The sequence below is a fragment of the Blautia glucerasea genome (assembly GCF_013304385.1).
GTDB classification, from domain to species: Bacteria; Bacillota; Clostridia; order Lachnospirales; family Lachnospiraceae; genus Blautia_A; species Blautia_A ammoniilytica.
In genome coordinates, this window is the sequence record NZ_JAAITU010000002.1 from 125860 (window position 1) to 142419 (window position 16560).

Genomic DNA, 16560 nt, shown 5'->3' on the forward strand with positions numbered 1-16560 from the left:
GTTATGCCCTCCTAATACTTTCATAAAACGCTTCCATCTGTGCCTGTTCGCTGTTCAATCCTTTTTCTTCCAGCTTTGCACTTAAAGTCACCATATGTTTATACTCATTTGGAATCAGCTTTTTGAAATGAGGAAGATATTCGTCAAAGTCTGCCAGCACCTTTGCCCCCAGTTTTGAACCGGTAGCCTGTACATGGGCTTCAATCAGATCCCGCAGTTCCTTTTTATCATATTTGTTCTCAACCTTTTCAATGGAGATCATGGCTTTATTCAGATTCTTGTAAAGCACATTGTCCACGTCCAGCACATAGGCGATACCACCGCTCATACCTGCTGCAAAGTTTTTCCCGGTTTTGCCAAGAACAACCACACGACCGCCGGTCATGTACTCACATCCGTGCTCACCAACACCTTCTACAACTGCATACGCTCCAGAGTTACGTACTGCAAAACGCTCTCCAGCCATTCCGTTAATAAATGCAGTTCCGCTGGTAGCACCATACAGTGCAACATTTCCTACAATAATATTATCCTCTGCTTTGTAACCGGCTTTTTCCGGAACCTTTACTACAAGCTTTCCACCTGAAAGCCCTTTTCCAAAATAATCATTGCTGTCACCAGTAAGCTTCAGGGTAAGCCCCTTAGGAATAAACGCACCAAAACTCTGTCCGCCTGCACCAGTACAGTTGACTACAATTGTATCGTCTGCCAGACCTTTTTTATGATTTCTAGTGATCTCTGCACCCAGAATTGTTCCAAAAGCCCTGTCTGTATTTGTAACATTTACAGAGATTTCTGTTTTGCTTCCACTTACAATATTTTTACCGCATTTTTTAAGAAGCACTTTTTCGTCCAATGTTTTTTCCAGTTCAAAATTGAACTCTGCTTTCGGATCAAAAGTAACCTTTTCCCCTTTTGCCGCATATGGATTATTCAAAATAGCAGTCAGATCCACTTTGCCCTTATGAGGCTCCTTTACCTTATCAGATGCAACCAGAAGATCTGTACGTCCCACCATTTCTTCTAGGGTACGAACGCCTATCTTTGACATATATTCTCTTAATTCTTGTGCGATAAAACGCATGAAATTCTCTACGTATTCTGGTTTTCCTTTAAATCTTTTACGCAGCTCCGGATTCTGTGTTGCCACACCTACCGGGCAGGTATCCAGATTACATACACGCATCATCACACAGCCCATTGTTACAAGAGGTGCAGTTGCAAATCCAAATTCCTCTGCTCCAAGAAGAGCTGCCACTGCCACATCTCGACCGCTCATCAGCTTTCCATCTGTTTCAATACGCACACGGTTACGTAATCCGTTCATCAGAAGTGTCTGGTGTGTTTCAGCAAGTCCCAGTTCCCAGGGAAGTCCGGCATTATGAATGGAGCTTCTTGGTGCAGCTCCTGTACCGCCATCATAACCAGAGATCAGGATCACCTGTGCTCCAGCCTTGGCAACACCGGCTGCAACCGTTCCCACACCTGCTTCAGATACAAGCTTTACTGAGATATCTGCATATTTATTGGCATTTTTCAGATCATAGATCAGTTCAGCCAAATCCTCAATGGAATAAATATCATGATGTGGCGGCGGGGAGATCAGACTTACTCCTGGTGTAGAATGCCTGGTCTTGGCTACCCATGGATATACCTTCTTTGCAGGCAGATGTCCGCCTTCACCAGGCTTTGCTCCCTGTGCCATCTTGATCTGGATCTCACGTGCAGATACCAGATAACGGCTGGTAACACCAAAACGTCCGCTGGCAACCTGCTTGATGGCAGAGCAGCGATCATTGTCTGTTCCTGCTGAATCCAGACGTTCCTCACTTTCGCCACCCTCTCCTGTATTGGATTTTCCATGAAGATGATTCATTGCAATGGCAAGTGTTTCATGTGCTTCCTGAGAAATGGAACCATAAGACATTGCTCCTGTTTTAAAGTGTTTTACGATCTCATCAACACTTTCCACTTCCTCCATAGGCACAGGCTCTTTGGCGTATTTAAAATCCATCAGGCCTCTTAAATTGCCATGGTTTTCTTCATCAACCTTTTTTGTATATTCTTTAAACAAATCATAGCTGCCTGTCCATGTAGCCTGTTGAAGAAGGGAAATGGTCTGAGGATTGTATTTATGCTCCTCTCCCTGGCTTCTCATCTTATGAGCTCCTACACTGTCAAGAGTAAGATCTGTAGTCAGCCCCAGCGGATCAAATGCCTCGGAATGGAGACGTTCTACATTGTCCTCAATATCTTCCAGTGTAATACCGCCTACACGGCTGACTGTTCCTGTAAAATATTTATCAATCACATCCTGAGATACACCAATAGCCTCAAAAATCTGAGATCCCTGATAGGACTGAATAGTGGAAATACCCATCTTAGAAGCAATTTTTACAATACCGCCAAGCACTGCCTGATTGTAATCATTGACTGCTGCATAATAGTCTTTTTCCAGCATATGGGTATCGATCAATTCACGGATCGTTTCCTGTGCAAGATATGGGTTAATAGCACTTGCACCATAGCCCAGAAGGGTTGCAAAATGATGTACCTCTCTTGGCTCTCCAGACTCCAGGATAATTGCAAGGGAAGTGCTTTTCTTAGTTTTTACCAAATGCTGATGCACAGCGGATACTGCCAGAAGTGACGGAATAGGCATATGGTTTTCATCTACCCCACGGTCAGAAAGTACCAGAATATTGGCTCCGTCACGATATGCCTTATCTACTTCCACAAACAGTCGGTCAATAGCACGCTCCAGCTTGGTGCTTTTATAATAAAGAGTGGAAACAACGGCGACCTTAAATCCTTCATAGTGCATTTCCTTGATTTTAAGCATATCTGTATTGGTAAGGATAGGATTGTTGATTTTTAATACCTGACAGTTTTCTGCATTCTGCTCCAACAGGTTTCCATCCTTTCCAACATATACGCTGGTACTGGTAACGATTTCCTCACGGATAGCATCAATAGGCGGATTTGTTACCTGTGCAAAAAGCTGCTTAAAGTAATCAAACAGAGGACGATTTTGTTTGGAAAGAACAGCCAGAGGCGTATCCACACCCATTGCTCCAATACTCTCTGCGCCATTTAATGCCATATTGCGGATTGAAGTCCGGTATTGCTCATAGGTATATCCGAAAGCCTTCTGAAGGCGGGCTCTTTGTTCTTCTGTGTATTCCTCGATTCTCTCATTTGGGATATGGATGTCCTTCAGATGCAGAAGATTGCTGTCCAGCCACTCTCCGTATGGCTGTTTTTTTGCATACATTTCTTTAAGGTCATTATCATCAATAATCTTGCCCTGTACAGTATCCACAAGAAGCATTTTCCCAGGATGAAGACGTTCTTTTAATACGATTTTTTCTTCCGGCACAGGAAGAACGCCTACCTCAGAGGACAAGATCACATATCCATCAGATGTAACATAGTATCTGGATGGGCGAAGACCATTTCGATCAAGGACAGCTCCCATCACATCACCATCTGAAAACAGAATGGACGCAGGTCCGTCCCATGGCTCCATCATAGTTGCATAATACTGATAAAAATCCCGTTTTTCCTGAGAAATAGTATCATTATTTGCCCATGGCTCAGGAATGGTGATCATCACTGCAAGTGGCAGATCCATGCCGCTCATCATCAGAAACTCCAGCGTATTGTCCAGCATTGCTGAGTCGGAACCGCTTCTGTTCACAACCGGAAGCACCTTAGACATTTCCTGGCTCAGATATGGGGATTCCATATTTTCTTCTCTGGCAAGCATCTTATCTGCATTACCACGGATCGTATTGATCTCACCATTATGTACGATCAGACGGTTAGGATGTGCACGTTCCCAGCTTGGATTTGTATTAGTACTGAAACGGGAATGAACCACTGCAATGGCAGATTCATAATCCAGGCTCTGAAGATCTTCAAAAAAGGTGCGAAGCTGTCCAACCAGAAACATACCTTTGTATACAATGGTCCTGCTGCTCATAGATACTACATAGGTATTGTCATTGGACTGTTCAAACTCCCTGCGGACAATATACAGTTTCCTGTCAAAATCAAGACCCTTCTCCACATCATCTGGTTTTTTAATAAATGCCTGCATGATATAGGGCATACACTCACGTGCTTTGTGTCCAAGTACATCCGGTACAGTGGGCACTGTACGCCATCCAAGGAATTCCAGACCTTCTTTTTCCACAATGATCTCAAACATTTTCTTTGCCTGGGCACGCTTGATTTCCTGCTGCGGGAAAAAGAACTGTCCAATTCCGTACTCTCTTTCCCCTCCAATCTCAATGCCTTCTTTCTTACAGGCTTTTTTGAAAAATTTATGAGAAATCTGCAAAAGGATTCCCACACCATCTCCGGTTTTTCCTTCTGCATCCTTTCCTGCACGATGATCCAGATTTTCTACAATACGCAGGGCATTTGCAACCGTTTCATGGCTTTTTTTACCTTTAATATTTACAACTGCACCAATTCCGCAGTTATCATGCTCAAATTCCGGGCGGTAAAGACCCTGCTGGTCATTTGCCACTTCTCTCATATTTCCTCATCCTTTCTATATGGTCTTTCTTTCAATTTCTTTTTTTCGGTCTACTGCCGCCTGTACAAATCCACGGAACAGCGGATGCGCATGGTTTGGCCTTGACTTAAATTCCGGATGACCCTGGGTTCCTACAAAGAATGGATGACCTGAAATCTCGATCATCTCTACAATATGCCCATCCGGAGATGTACCGGCTATGCTCATTCCCTTTTCATTCAATTCGTCTCTGTATGCGTTATTGACCTCATAACGATGTCTGTGACGTTCCTGTATTTCTTTCTTGCCAAACAGTGCAAGGGATAAAGAATCATCCTTTAATACGCAAGGATAGCTTCCCAGACGGAGGGTTCCCCCCAGATCCTCTACCTGCTCCTGATCCGGCATAAGTGCGATCACCGGATGAGTAGTCTCAGGTGCCAGTTCTATACTGTTAGCATCCTCATACCCAAGCACATGACGGGCAAATTCCACAATCGCCATCTGCATGCCAAGACAGATACCAAGGTAAGGAATCTTGTGAACTCTTGCATACTGTGCAGCCAGGATCATTCCTTCTGTTCCTCTATTGCCAAAGCCGCCTGGAACCAGAATCCCGTCTACGTCATGAAGCTGCTTGTCCAGATTCTTTTCATTTAATTCTTCAGAATCCACCCAGGTAAATTCAACCTTCGCCTTGCAGGAGATCCCGCCATGCTTTAACGCTTCCACAACACTTAAGTAAGCGTCATGAAGCTGTGTATATTTTCCTACAATAGCAATATTCACACAATCCTCCGGATGCTTCAGATGATCCACCATCTGGATCCAGTCTGTCAGATCCGGCTTCCTGTTTTCCAGGCACAAAGACTGAAGAACCACATCTGCCAGCTTTTCCCTTTCCATTGCAAGGGGTGCCTCATAAAGATATTCCACATCCAGATTCTGAAGCACATGGCTGACAGGCACATTACAGAACAAAGCGATCTTGCCACGAATGTCTTCCGTTAGAGGATACTCGCTTCTGCACACCAGCACATCCGGCTGGATCCCCATTCCCTGTAGTTCCTTAACGCTTGCCTGGGTGGGCTTTGTTTTCATCTCACCAGAAGCCTTCAGATATGGGATCAAAGTGACATGTATCAAAATAGCATTTTCATGTCCCACATCGTGTTGGAACTGACGAATTGATTCCAGAAAAGGCTGGCTTTCAATATCTCCTACTGTACCGCCCACTTCAATAATTGCGATTTTGTCCTCATCCGGTGATTTTGCCCTGTAAAATCGATTTTTGATCTCATTTGTAATGTGCGGAATCACCTGGACAGTTCCTCCGCCAAAATCTCCATGTCTTTCTTTCTGAAGAACAGACCAGTAAATCTTTCCTGTGGTTACGTTTGAGTTTTTATCAAGGCTTTCATCAATAAATCTTTCATAATGTCCCAGATCCAGGTCCGTTTCCGTACCATCATCTGTAACGAAAACCTCTCCATGCTGGATCGGATTCATTGTACCAGGATCAATATTGATGTATGGATCGAATTTCTGCATAGTCACCTGATATCCTCTGGCCTTCAAAAGCCGTCCAAGGGATGCAGCAGTGATTCCTTTCCCCAGTCCAGAAACAACGCCTCCTGTAACAAAAACATACTTAATTGCCATTATATATTTCCTCCTCATCCATAAAGCTCTCATCTCATATCTGTACTAAGCCAAACAAAAAGGTGCCAAAACAATCCTTCCGGAGGGGACTATCCCCCGAAAGTTCTGTTTTGACACCTTTGTCATAAAAATCACAGATATAAAAATTTGCTATAATATAACCCATTTTTACATGTTTGTCAATAATAAATCTGTAAAACAACCCACTTTTGATCTGTAAAGCAGCCACACCTAATTCTGATCATATTTTGTGGATCTCATATTCCATGCTTACTGTATGCTCCGGGATCTCCATTGGATAATTCCCGTCAAAACATGCTTTGCAGATTGGAAGGCCTCCGGCCATTCCCTCTAGATATTCACTTTCCATATATCCCAGAGAATCTGCACCGATCATTTTGCAGATCTCTTCTGTACTGTGTTTGGCTGCAATCAACTGATCATTGCTTGGCACATCGGTTCCGAAATAACAGGGATGTAAAAAAGGCGGTGAACTGATTCTTACATGAACTTCTTTTGCCCCTGCCTCCTTCAGCATGGTGATCAGATTGGCAATGGTAGTGCCTCTCACAATAGAATCATCTACAAGTACGATCCTTTTGCCCTGTACAACCGACTTCAGCACACTTAATTTCAAATGTACACTGGACTCTCTCTCCTTCTGGGTGGGCTTGATAAAAGTCCTTCCTATGTAGGAATTTTTGTAAAAAGCAAGTCCAAATGGAATGCCGGATTCTTCAGAATATCCCTTGGCAGGAATCAGTCCGGACTCCGGAACTCCTGTTACCAGGTCTGCTTCTACAGGATAAGACTTTGCAAGAGACTTTCCGCCACGGATCCTGGCATCGTAAACACTGACTCCGTCAATGGTGCTGTCAAGCCGTGCAAAATAAATATATTCAAAAACACAATGTGCATGCTTTTTATTTTCAAAGATCATCTGGGACTTTACTCCCTCCCTGGAAATACTTACCATTTCTCCAGGCTTTATATCACGGATAAAGTCTGCACCTACCGATGTAAGGGCACAGCTTTCGGAGGCAAGCACATAAGCATTCCCCCTTTTTCCAAGACATAAAGGACGCAGGCCGTAAGGATCCCTGACACCGATCAGCTTTCTGGGGCTCATCACCACCAGACCGTAAGCTCCCTTGATCTTCTTTGCAGTTTTCATCACAGCCTCTTCCACGCTTTTGGACCCTACTCTCTCCCTTGCAATATAAAAAGCAATCACTTCAGAATCTGTAGTTGTATGGAAAACTGCACCGCTTTGGATCAATTCCCACTTCAGCTCCGGGGTATTTACCAGGTTGCCATTATGGGCAAGAGCAAGACTTCCTTTTACGTAAGAAAGCACAAGGGGCTGTGCATTCTCAGCCACAGATGCTCCCGTGGTAGAATATCTCACGTGTCCAATGCCGATATCCCCATCCATCTGACGGATGGTGTTTTCTCTTAAAACTTCACTTACCAGTCCCAGATCCTTATGGAATTTCACGTTTCCAATAGGCCCGTTGGTATCAGATACCGCAATTCCACAGGCTTCCTGTCCTCTGTGCTGCAAAGCTGTAAGCCCGTAGTAGATGGACGTTGCCACATTTTCTCCGTCCAGGTCATAAATACCAAATACACCGCATTCTTCTTTTATCTTAGCCATCTGGTTCCTCCTAGCTGCATAACCGTTCATCGCAAACATCCATATAATATAATTGAAAAAACACATTTGTCAACCCTGGCTTCTGAAAATATTTCCATCACCCTCTGGCAAAATAAAAAATAATTTTTTTCAAAAAAATAGTTGACATCTGTTTTTTTTTGTGTATACTACATCACATAAAGCAAAGGCGCTTTGGATGATACATTTATCGTCCGAAGCGCTTTTTTCGTTTTATAGAAAAAATTATGAGTGAAAGCGAAATGAAAGGAGTACCGAAGTATGACTCAAAATATTCCTGAAATTTATGGCAGTCTTGTTTTTAATGACAAGATCATGCGAAGCAAATTACCAAAAGATATGTATAAGGCTCTGAAAAAAACAATTGAAAACGGTTCACATCTGGAGCTGGACGTAGCTAACTCCGTAGCCGTTGCAATGAAAGAATGGGCAATTGAAAATGGTGCCACTCATTATACACACTGGTTCCAGCCAATGACCAATGTTACTGCTGAGAAACATGACAGCTTCATTTCTCCTACCGGCGACGGACAGGTGATCATGGATTTCTCCGGTAAAGAACTGGTAAAGGGCGAGCCGGATGCATCCAGCTTCCCGTCAGGTGGTCTTCGTGCTACCTTTGAAGCAAGAGGCTATACAGCATGGGATCCTACTTCTCCAGCATTTATTAAAGACGGAACCCTTTATATCCCTACAGCTTTCTGTTCTTATAGCGGAGAAGCTCTTGATAAAAAAACACCTCTGCTCCGTTCCATGGATACATTGAATAAAGAGGCAGTAAACATTCTGCACATCCTTGGAAATAAAGAAGTAAAGCATGTTTCTACCACAGTAGGACCTGAGCAGGAATACTTCCTGGTAGACAAGGATCTTTATAACAAAAGAAAAGACCTGGTATTCTGCGGACGTACACTTCTTGGTGCACCTGCTCCAAAGGGTCAGGAAATGGAAGATCATTATTTCGGTACTCTGGCTCCAAAGGTTTCCGCTTACATGCACGACCTGGACGTAGAGCTTTGGAAGCTTGGTATTCCAGCAAAAACAAAACATAACGAGGTTGCTCCTGCACAGCATGAGCTTGCTCCTGTATTTGATACTACCAATGTTGCTGTTGACCACAATCAGCTGACTATGGAGATCATGAAAAAAGTAGCTGACAAGCACGGCCTGGTTTGTCTGCTTCATGAGAAACCATTTGAAGGAATCAACGGAAGTGGTAAGCATAATAACTGGTCTATGAGTACTGATACAGGCGTAAATCTTCTGGATCCGGGAAAAACACCAGCTGAAAACATTCAGTTCCTTGTATTTTTGATGGCAGTGATCAAAGCAGTTGATGAGTATGCGGATGTACTTCGTATCTCTGTTGCCAGTGCAGGAAACGATCATCGTCTTGGAGCAAATGAGGCTCCGCCGGCAGTTGTATCTGTATTCCTTGGCGATGAGCTGACTGAGGTCATGAAGTCTATCGAGAATGATACATACTTCACCTCTCATAGTGCTGTTCAGATGGATATCGGTGCAAAGGTTCTGCCTCACTTTGTAAAAGACAATACAGACAGAAACCGTACTTCTCCATTTGCTTTTACAGGTAATAAATTTGAATTCCGTATGCTTGGTTCTGCTGCATCGGTTGCAAATCCAAACATTATCCTGAATACTGCTGTTGCTGAAGCACTTCGTCAGTTTGCACAGGAACTTTCCGGTGTACCGGCAGAGGAAATGGAGCATGCAGTACATGAACTGATCAAACGTGCGATCCGTAAGCATAAACGTGTGATCTTTAACGGAAACGGATATACAGATGAGTGGATCGAAGAAGCCGAAAAGAGAGGTCTTTATAACCTGAAGTCTACTCCTGATGCTCTTCCAATGTGGATCGACGAGAAAAACATCAAGCTGTTTACAGATCACAAGATCTTTACAAAGGAAGAAATCTTCTCCCGTTATGAGATCTGGCTGGAAAATTATTCCAAGACCATCAATATTGAGGCTAATACAATGGCAGAAATGGTCCAGAAAGATCTTCTTCCATCTGTAATGACTTATACAGAAAAAATTGCAGCTGCTGCAAGCGCCAAAAAAGCGGTTGTTGCCGATATTTCTACAGCATGCGAAGCTTCTCTTATTTCAAAGCTTACTGCTTTGGAAGAAAAAATGGCTTCCGGTGTGGAAAAGTTGAAAGCAGATACTGCAACAGCCCTTGCAACAGAAGATCCGCTTGAAAATGCCAAAGCATATCAGTCTGTTGTACTGGAAGATATGGAAGAACTGAGAAAGGCTGCAGATGCTGCCGAGGTTCTTATCCCGGATGCTCTTCTTCCTTATCCTACCTACGGAAAACTTCTGTTTTCTATTTAATCGTTTCAGGTAAATACAGGGGATATCCTTATATGAACTCTACTTCATAATTCATTATCGATTTCCTCATCCATTAATCACACGATAGCGGATATTCCCTGATTTACATATATACTTGTTTTAGTTCGTAAAGAAGCGAAAGAAAGCATATATACTCTCTCTCGCTTCTTTTTATTTATCTCAGTCGAGAAGACTCCCACCTCTTTCAGGTGGTGAGTAACAGCAAGTTCGTCTCAGTGGGAGTCCAATCTCCGACTGAGATAAACGCTCCGCGAGGATGCGCAGTGATTCTGTAAAGAATATGTCAGCTTACGCTGACCAGAATCACGCGCCAAGTCTCGCGACTGCTCGACTTGAATCAAGGGGAAAGAAAGGAGAATGATATATGGACTATTCAGCAGTTAATACTATATGGGTACTTGTAGGTGCAGCCCTTGTCTTCTTTATGCAGGCTGGATTTGCAATGGTTGAAACAGGCTTTACAAGAGCCAAAAACGCTGGAAATATCATCATGAAAAACCTGATGGATTTTTGTATCGGCACACCGGTCTTCTGGCTGGTTGGCTTCGGTATTATGTTTGGTGCAGGAAATGGCTTTTTTGGAAAGATCGGCGGTATTGCCACCGAAGCTAATTATGGAAGCGCAATGCTTCCTGATGGCGTTCCTTTCTGGGCATTTCTTATCTTCCAGACCGTCTTTTGTGCAACCTCTGCTACCATCGTTTCCGGTGCAATGGCAGAACGCACTAAGTTTTCCGCTTACTGTATTTACAGTCTGCTCATCAGTCTTGTAGTGTATCCTGTTTCAGGACACTGGATCTGGGGCGGCGGATTTATTTCACAGATGGGATTCCATGATTTTGCAGGTTCCTGCGCGGTCCATATGGTAGGTGGTGTTGCTGCATTTGTTGGAGCTATTATCCTTGGACCTCGTATTGGTAAATATACCAAAAGCGGAAAATCAAAAGCAATTCCTGGTCATAACCTGACAGTAGGCGCTCTTGGAGTATTTATCCTCTGGTTCTGCTGGTTTGGATTTAATGGTGCTTCCACAGTTTCCATGGAAGGAGATGCTATTATCACTTCCGGCAAGATATTTGTCACTACTAACCTTGCTGCCGCAGTTGCTACTGTTTCAGTTATGCTGATCACATGGGTACGTTACAAAAAACCAGATGTATCCATGTCCCTGAACGGATCCCTGGCTGGTCTTGTTGCCATCACTGCAGGCTGCGATACTGTATCTCCTACTTCCGCAGCGATCATTGGTATCCTGGCTGGTTTCATTGTTGTATTTGGTATTGAATTCATTGATAAAGTGCTGAAGGTTGACGATCCGGTAGGTGCAGTTGGTGTTCATGGCCTGAACGGTGCTTTTGGTACCCTTGCAGTCGGTCTTTTCTCAGATGGAACCGGTACAAACTGGAAAGGTCTTCTGGTAGGCGGCGGCTTCCACGGATTTGGTGTTCAGATTGCAGGTATGTGCATCACGATCCTCTGGGTTACTGTTACAATGACGATTATTTTCCAGGTGATCAAGCATACCATTGGTCTTCGTGTATCCGAAGAAGAAGAGATCCAGGGTCTTGACGTTAAAGAGCATGGTCTTGCAAGTGCTTACGATGGATTTACGATCCGTGATACAGTTGCCAGCGTTCCAGCTCCTATGGGAACCGGCTCCGGTAAACATACCAGCCACCCAATGCCCTCTGCTCCTGCTGAAACAGTACCGGAGCTTCCAAGGGAAGGAGTACATAAGCTTACCAAGGTTGTGATCATCACAAGGCAGAACAAGCTTGAAGAATTTATGCATGCAATGAATGAGATCGGTGTTACCGGCATCACCATTACCAATGTGCTTGGCTGTGGCGTACAGAAAGGTGCTCCATCCTTCTATCGTGGCGTTGAAATGGATATGAACCTTCTGCCAAAAGTTAAGATTGAAATTGTTGTCAGTCTTGTGCCAGTACAGAAAGTGATCGCTACAGCGAAAAAGGTACTCCACACCGGCCAGATCGGAGACGGAAAAGTATTTGTATACGACATTGAAAATGTAGTAAAGATCCGTACCGGTGAAGAAGGCTACTTAGCTCTTCAGGATACCGCTGAAAAATAAGGCTTCACTCATATTTCTATTATAGAAAAAGGTCTGCCTCCCGGCCAATATGCAAATGGATTTCCAATTGCAGGGCTGGTTTGCAGACCTTTTTATTGCAGATTTCTATATACTCTTGTATCCCATCTATCTTGGAAGCTTTGGCAGATTCCATCGATAATGAGCTGCCAGATACCGAATCAGCACTACCACACAGGATCCCATCACCATTGCCCATACAGCCCCAAACTGCTGCATCCACACACATACAATTGCTCCTACAATAGACGCACAGGCATAAATATGGCGGACAAAAATATAAGGTGGCACACCTGCCATCATATCTCTTAAAAGACCTCCACCTACGCCTGTGATGGTTCCAACAAAAACCAAAAGAAATACATTGCTTCCGTATCCCTGACGTATCCCTGTATTTACTCCCATCACAGTAAAAATCCCAAGTCCTATGGAATCCATGATCAGAAGGATCCTTTCAAAAGCCTGGGAACTGTGTTGTCCCGGCTCCATCTTCTTCATATAATAAGCAAAGAATACCAGGCAGGAAGTGATCACTGCTGCCAGTGCATACTTTGAATTCAAAAATACAGTAGGCGGCAGGATCCCAAGTACAATATCACGGATTATACCTCCTCCTACCGCTGTTACTACCCCAAGCACACATACTCCGAAAATATCCATAGAGCATCCGGCTCCCACCATAGCCCCGGATGCTGCAAATGCAACTGTCCCGATCATCTCAAGACAAAATGTGATCGCTGTTTGAATATCCATTATCTCTCTCCTGCCATTTTTTCTCTGTAAAAAGGACCCTGCTGTGCAGGATCCTTTTCCTACATATAAAATTATAACAAACCTGCCCTGCTTTGTGTACCCCTTTTATCCTTTCACTCCGCCAAGAGCCACTCCTGCCACAATATATTTTGAAAGAATAAAATAAATGATCACCAATGGGATAATGGTTACAAACAGTCCTACATATACTACTCCATAATCTGTACGGAACTGGTTAGAACTAAGCAGCTGTACAAACATAGGCAGTGTTTTTTTGGAATCTGTAGTCAGCATAATGGTAGGTGTAAACAGATTATTCCACTGGGCAATGAACTGGAAGATTGCCTGTGTGGCAACTGCCGGCTTCATAATCGGTATAATGATCCGGTTAAAGGTATGCCACTCTCTGGATCCATCAATCCGGGCCGCTTCGATCATCTCAATAGAAAGTGTACTTTCCATATACTGTTTCATAAAGAATACTACCGCCGGACTGGCAATAGCAGGGATGATCAGCGGAATATATGTATCTACCAGCTTCAGATCCAGCATGAACCGGTAAAAACCGATAATAGAAATCTGGCTTGGAACCATCATGATGGCCATAATAAACGCCCATGCAAATTTCTTAAATTTAAAATCATATACATAAATGCCATACGCTGTCATAGAAGAAAAATATACAGCAAGAAAAGTACCTGGTACTGTGATGGTCAGTGAATTTAATGCTGCTTTTTGCAAAGTGATCTGCATACCATTTTGCTTTGCCAGAAGGTTTTTCCAGTTTTCTATCAGATGGCCTGACGGGATCAGGGAAATACCGGATTTGATGGCTTCAGAGCTTCTGGTGGCATTCATGATCAAAAGTAAAAACGGCCCCAGTGCAAGAATACAGAAAATCACACATACTACAGTACGGAAAATCCGCTGCCGCTTTATAGAGCTTGTATAACCATCTTTCATGATCTCTGCCCTGCCTTTCCGGCTTTCTTTGCTGCCTTTTTCATCCTACGCTCCTCCTTGTCACCCATGGTAGCAAAAAGGATCAGGCTGACGATCAATGTTACTGCAAATAGAATCACGGATACTGCTGCCGCTTTTCCAACATCACTGTTATACAGACGCATGATATACATGGCCATTGTTGTAGTCTTATCATCCGGAAGCCCTACCAGGCCTGTTTCAGGAACATTAAACAGCGCTGGAATATCATACATCTGCAGACCGCCGATTGCAGATGTTACCAGGGTATACAGCATGATCGGCTTTAACAGAGGAAGGGTAATGAACCGAAACTTCTTAAATCCGGTAGCTCCGTCAATATCTGCCGCCTCAAACAGTCCAGGATCAATTCCCAGCACTCCTGATATCAGAAGCAGGGTAGTATTTCCAAACCACATCCACCACAAGATCGTGGAAATCAGTCCACGGCTTCCTGCCACGCTGGACATAAAATCAAAGTTTTTCCCAAGAATGCCCCAGTTTTTCAAAGACTGGGTAATCGGTCCATACTGGGAAAACATGGCCTTAAACAATACAGATACAGAAGCTGCAGTGATAATGCTTGGAAGATAAACGATCACCTTCACTGCCCCTGTCCCTTTCACCTTAACCTTTGTGTCAGTAAGCCATACAGCCAGTAAAAGAGAAACAAGGATCTGGGGGACAAAATTGCAGCCCCACATCACCAATGTATTTTTCAGATAGCTAAGTACATAAGGGCGCTCTCCTGCACTTAACCCAAGCACATTCAAAAAATTCTGAATGCCTGCAAAATCCACAAACTGCCTGCCATTTCTCTTATAATAAGAAAGGGTGCTGTAATAGAAAGTATTTATCAGCGGCCACAGTTGAAAGATCAGGTAAGTAATAAAAAAGGGAGCAATAAAATAATATCCGTATCTTCCGTAATTGATTTTTTTCTTTTTCTTCTTATTCATAAATACCTCCTATGAAAGGTACTGCCCCTTCGTAAATGAAGAGGCAGTATCCATACAGGCAGCTGTTGTCAGCCTGGTTTCATTATTATTCTACGCTCAGGTAAGAGAAGGTATCATGGATTGATGCTTTCAGATCTGAAATTGCGGTATCAAGATCTTTCTCACCAGTTGCATAAGCCTTTGTCTGGGTATCCAGAAGAGAAAGGATCTGCTGATCTTCTGCTGTTACGGTAGAAGCATCCAGTCCATCTGCCAGAGGAAGGAAGAATTCCATAAAGTTCTGTCCTGCGTCAGCATACAGATAACCATTTCCGTCTGCGGAAGCGCCGCTTTCAATGATCTTATTAATTGCTTCTGTGTTATTTACATAATCAGAATTCAGTGCATTGATGGCTACCATTCCATCTGTATCACAGGTAAAGAATTTCATGATTTTGCCAGCAAGTTCTGTATCAGCACACTCTGTTGTTGCAGCCAGTCCAGTGCCGCCCCAGTAGCATTTATTTGCTGTTGGAACAAGGATCGTATTGTTTTTCCATGTATCGCTTAAGCACCAGTAAGTAAACCATGGGCATCCCATATAAGCAATGGCTGCATTGCTGCTCTCGCCATCCCCATCCATGTTTGCATACCAGTCAGCATTCCACTGATCTGTATTAAAAGTAAGCTCTTCATCATACATCTTCTTGGCTGTTTCAAGATAAGTGGTGATATTGTCATCCAAAGTGATCACATCGTTCTCATCATAGAATCCTACAGTTCTGGAGTTTGTCAGCATACGTTTGATCTCATCATAACCAGAGAACAATTTGCACTTTCCACCGGATGCTTCCTTAACTTCTTCTGCTGTTGCGATAATCGTATCAAGATCTTTGAATTTCTCTGCCAGCTCAGCCGGATCTGTAGTTCCAAGATATTTTTCTGCCAGATCTGCACGTACCTGGAAGCATCCTGGTGTTGCCTGCCAGAACAGAGCACGTACATTACCGTCTGCATCTGTACCAAGATCAAGATCATACTGGTACATGTTCTTGTAATCGTCCTCTGTAATGCCCAGGTCTGCAACTGATTTTACCCAGTCACTGTTTACATATTTCTGAACATAATCAACTTCCAGTCCCATAAGATCCGGATATAATTCATTAGAAGGGTCATCCAGTACAGGATCCAATTTGCCCTGATAATAATCAGATCCACCTGTATTTACAAATACGATTCTCTTATAATCATCCGGATATGCCTCTTTGAACGGACCATCCAGAATATTCTTAATGTCATCATTCCAGCCCCACACTACGAATGCATCATCAGCTGCAGAATCACCTGTCACTGTGTTGTCCGGTTCCTGGTCATCTTCAGCCATTACCGGAACTGCATATACGGAAAGTCCTCCAACCATTGCAGCGGTAAGTAAAACACTCATAAGCTTTCTCTTCATTTTTGCTACCTCCTTAATATAATCCTTTTATTATTTACATTTATTTTGGTACTTCTTTTACATTACAGGACT

General features: G+C 43.4%; 9 protein-coding genes. 2 read left to right on the forward strand and 7 right to left on the reverse strand.

Annotation, left to right across the window (positions count from 1 at the left end):
- Position 1: 1 nt before the first annotated feature.
- The 3 genes from gltB to purF form a co-directional block, all read right to left on the reverse strand.
- Positions 2–4546: a glutamate synthase large subunit gene (gene gltB, locus G5B11_RS01655; protein ID WP_173726637.1), complete on the reverse strand. Its 4545-nt coding sequence runs from the start codon at positions 4544–4546 to the stop codon at positions 2–4.
- 15 nt (positions 4547–4561) lie between these two features.
- Positions 4562–6187, reverse strand: a complete 1626-nt coding sequence (locus tag G5B11_RS01660; protein WP_158420288.1) for a CTP synthase — start codon at positions 6185–6187, stop codon at positions 4562–4564.
- Between the two features lie 241 nt (positions 6188–6428).
- Positions 6429–7844 carry an amidophosphoribosyltransferase gene (gene purF / locus G5B11_RS01665; RefSeq protein WP_158420287.1) on the reverse strand — a complete coding sequence of 472 codons (1416 nt, stop codon included), beginning with the start codon at positions 7842–7844 and terminating at the stop codon, positions 6429–6431.
- Between the two features lie 279 nt (positions 7845–8123).
- Between purF and G5B11_RS01670 the strand changes: the two genes are divergently transcribed.
- Positions 8124–10223, forward strand: coding sequence for a glutamine synthetase III family protein (locus G5B11_RS01670; RefSeq protein WP_173726638.1), 2100 nt, complete (start codon positions 8124–8126; stop codon positions 10221–10223).
- Positions 10224–10608: 385 nt separating this feature from the next.
- Positions 10609–12339 carry an ammonium transporter gene (locus G5B11_RS01675; RefSeq protein ID WP_173726639.1) on the forward strand — a complete coding sequence of 577 codons (1731 nt, stop codon included), beginning with the start codon at positions 10609–10611 and terminating at the stop codon, positions 12337–12339.
- Between the two features lie 126 nt (positions 12340–12465).
- Here G5B11_RS01675 and G5B11_RS01680 read toward each other — a convergent pair whose 3' ends face one another.
- The 4 genes from G5B11_RS01680 to G5B11_RS01695 form a co-directional block, all read right to left on the reverse strand.
- Positions 12466–13110 (reverse strand): trimeric intracellular cation channel family protein, encoded by a 645-nt coding sequence (locus tag G5B11_RS01680; RefSeq protein WP_173726640.1) that lies wholly within the window; start codon positions 13108–13110, stop codon positions 12466–12468.
- 105 nt (positions 13111–13215) lie between these two features.
- Positions 13216–14073, reverse strand: a complete 858-nt coding sequence (locus G5B11_RS01685; protein ID WP_158420283.1) for a carbohydrate ABC transporter permease — start codon at positions 14071–14073, stop codon at positions 13216–13218.
- Positions 14070–15050: a carbohydrate ABC transporter permease gene (locus tag G5B11_RS01690; protein WP_173726641.1), complete on the reverse strand. Its 981-nt coding sequence runs from the start codon at positions 15048–15050 to the stop codon at positions 14070–14072. The genes G5B11_RS01685 and G5B11_RS01690 overlap by 4 nt, the downstream gene beginning before the upstream one ends.
- Before the next feature lie 85 nt (positions 15051–15135).
- Positions 15136–16488 (reverse strand): hypothetical protein, encoded by a 1353-nt coding sequence (locus G5B11_RS01695; RefSeq protein ID WP_173726642.1) that lies wholly within the window; start codon positions 16486–16488, stop codon positions 15136–15138.
- Positions 16489–16560: the final 72 nt, after the last annotated feature.

Coding starts and splice junctions, on each gene's coding strand:
- purF (WP_158420287.1), bottom strand. CDS start 7,844: ATGGCTAAGATAAAAGAAGAATGCGGTGTATTTGGTATTTATGACCTG.
- G5B11_RS01670 (WP_173726638.1), top strand. CDS start 8,124: ATGACTCAAAATATTCCTGAAATTTATGGCAGTCTTGTTTTTAATGAC.
- G5B11_RS01680 (WP_173726640.1), bottom strand. CDS start 13,110: ATGGATATTCAAACAGCGATCACATTTTGTCTTGAGATGATCGGGACA.
- G5B11_RS01690 (WP_173726641.1), bottom strand. CDS start 15,050: ATGAATAAGAAGAAAAAGAAAAAAATCAATTACGGAAGATACGGATAT.
- G5B11_RS01660 (WP_158420288.1), bottom strand. CDS start 6,187: ATGGCAATTAAGTATGTTTTTGTTACAGGAGGCGTTGTTTCTGGACTG.
- G5B11_RS01675 (WP_173726639.1), top strand. CDS start 10,609: ATGGACTATTCAGCAGTTAATACTATATGGGTACTTGTAGGTGCAGCC.
- G5B11_RS01695 (WP_173726642.1), bottom strand. CDS start 16,488: ATGAAGAGAAAGCTTATGAGTGTTTTACTTACCGCTGCAATGGTTGGA.
- gltB (WP_173726637.1), bottom strand. CDS start 4,546: ATGAGAGAAGTGGCAAATGACCAGCAGGGTCTTTACCGCCCGGAATTT.
- G5B11_RS01685 (WP_158420283.1), bottom strand. CDS start 14,073: ATGAAAGATGGTTATACAAGCTCTATAAAGCGGCAGCGGATTTTCCGT.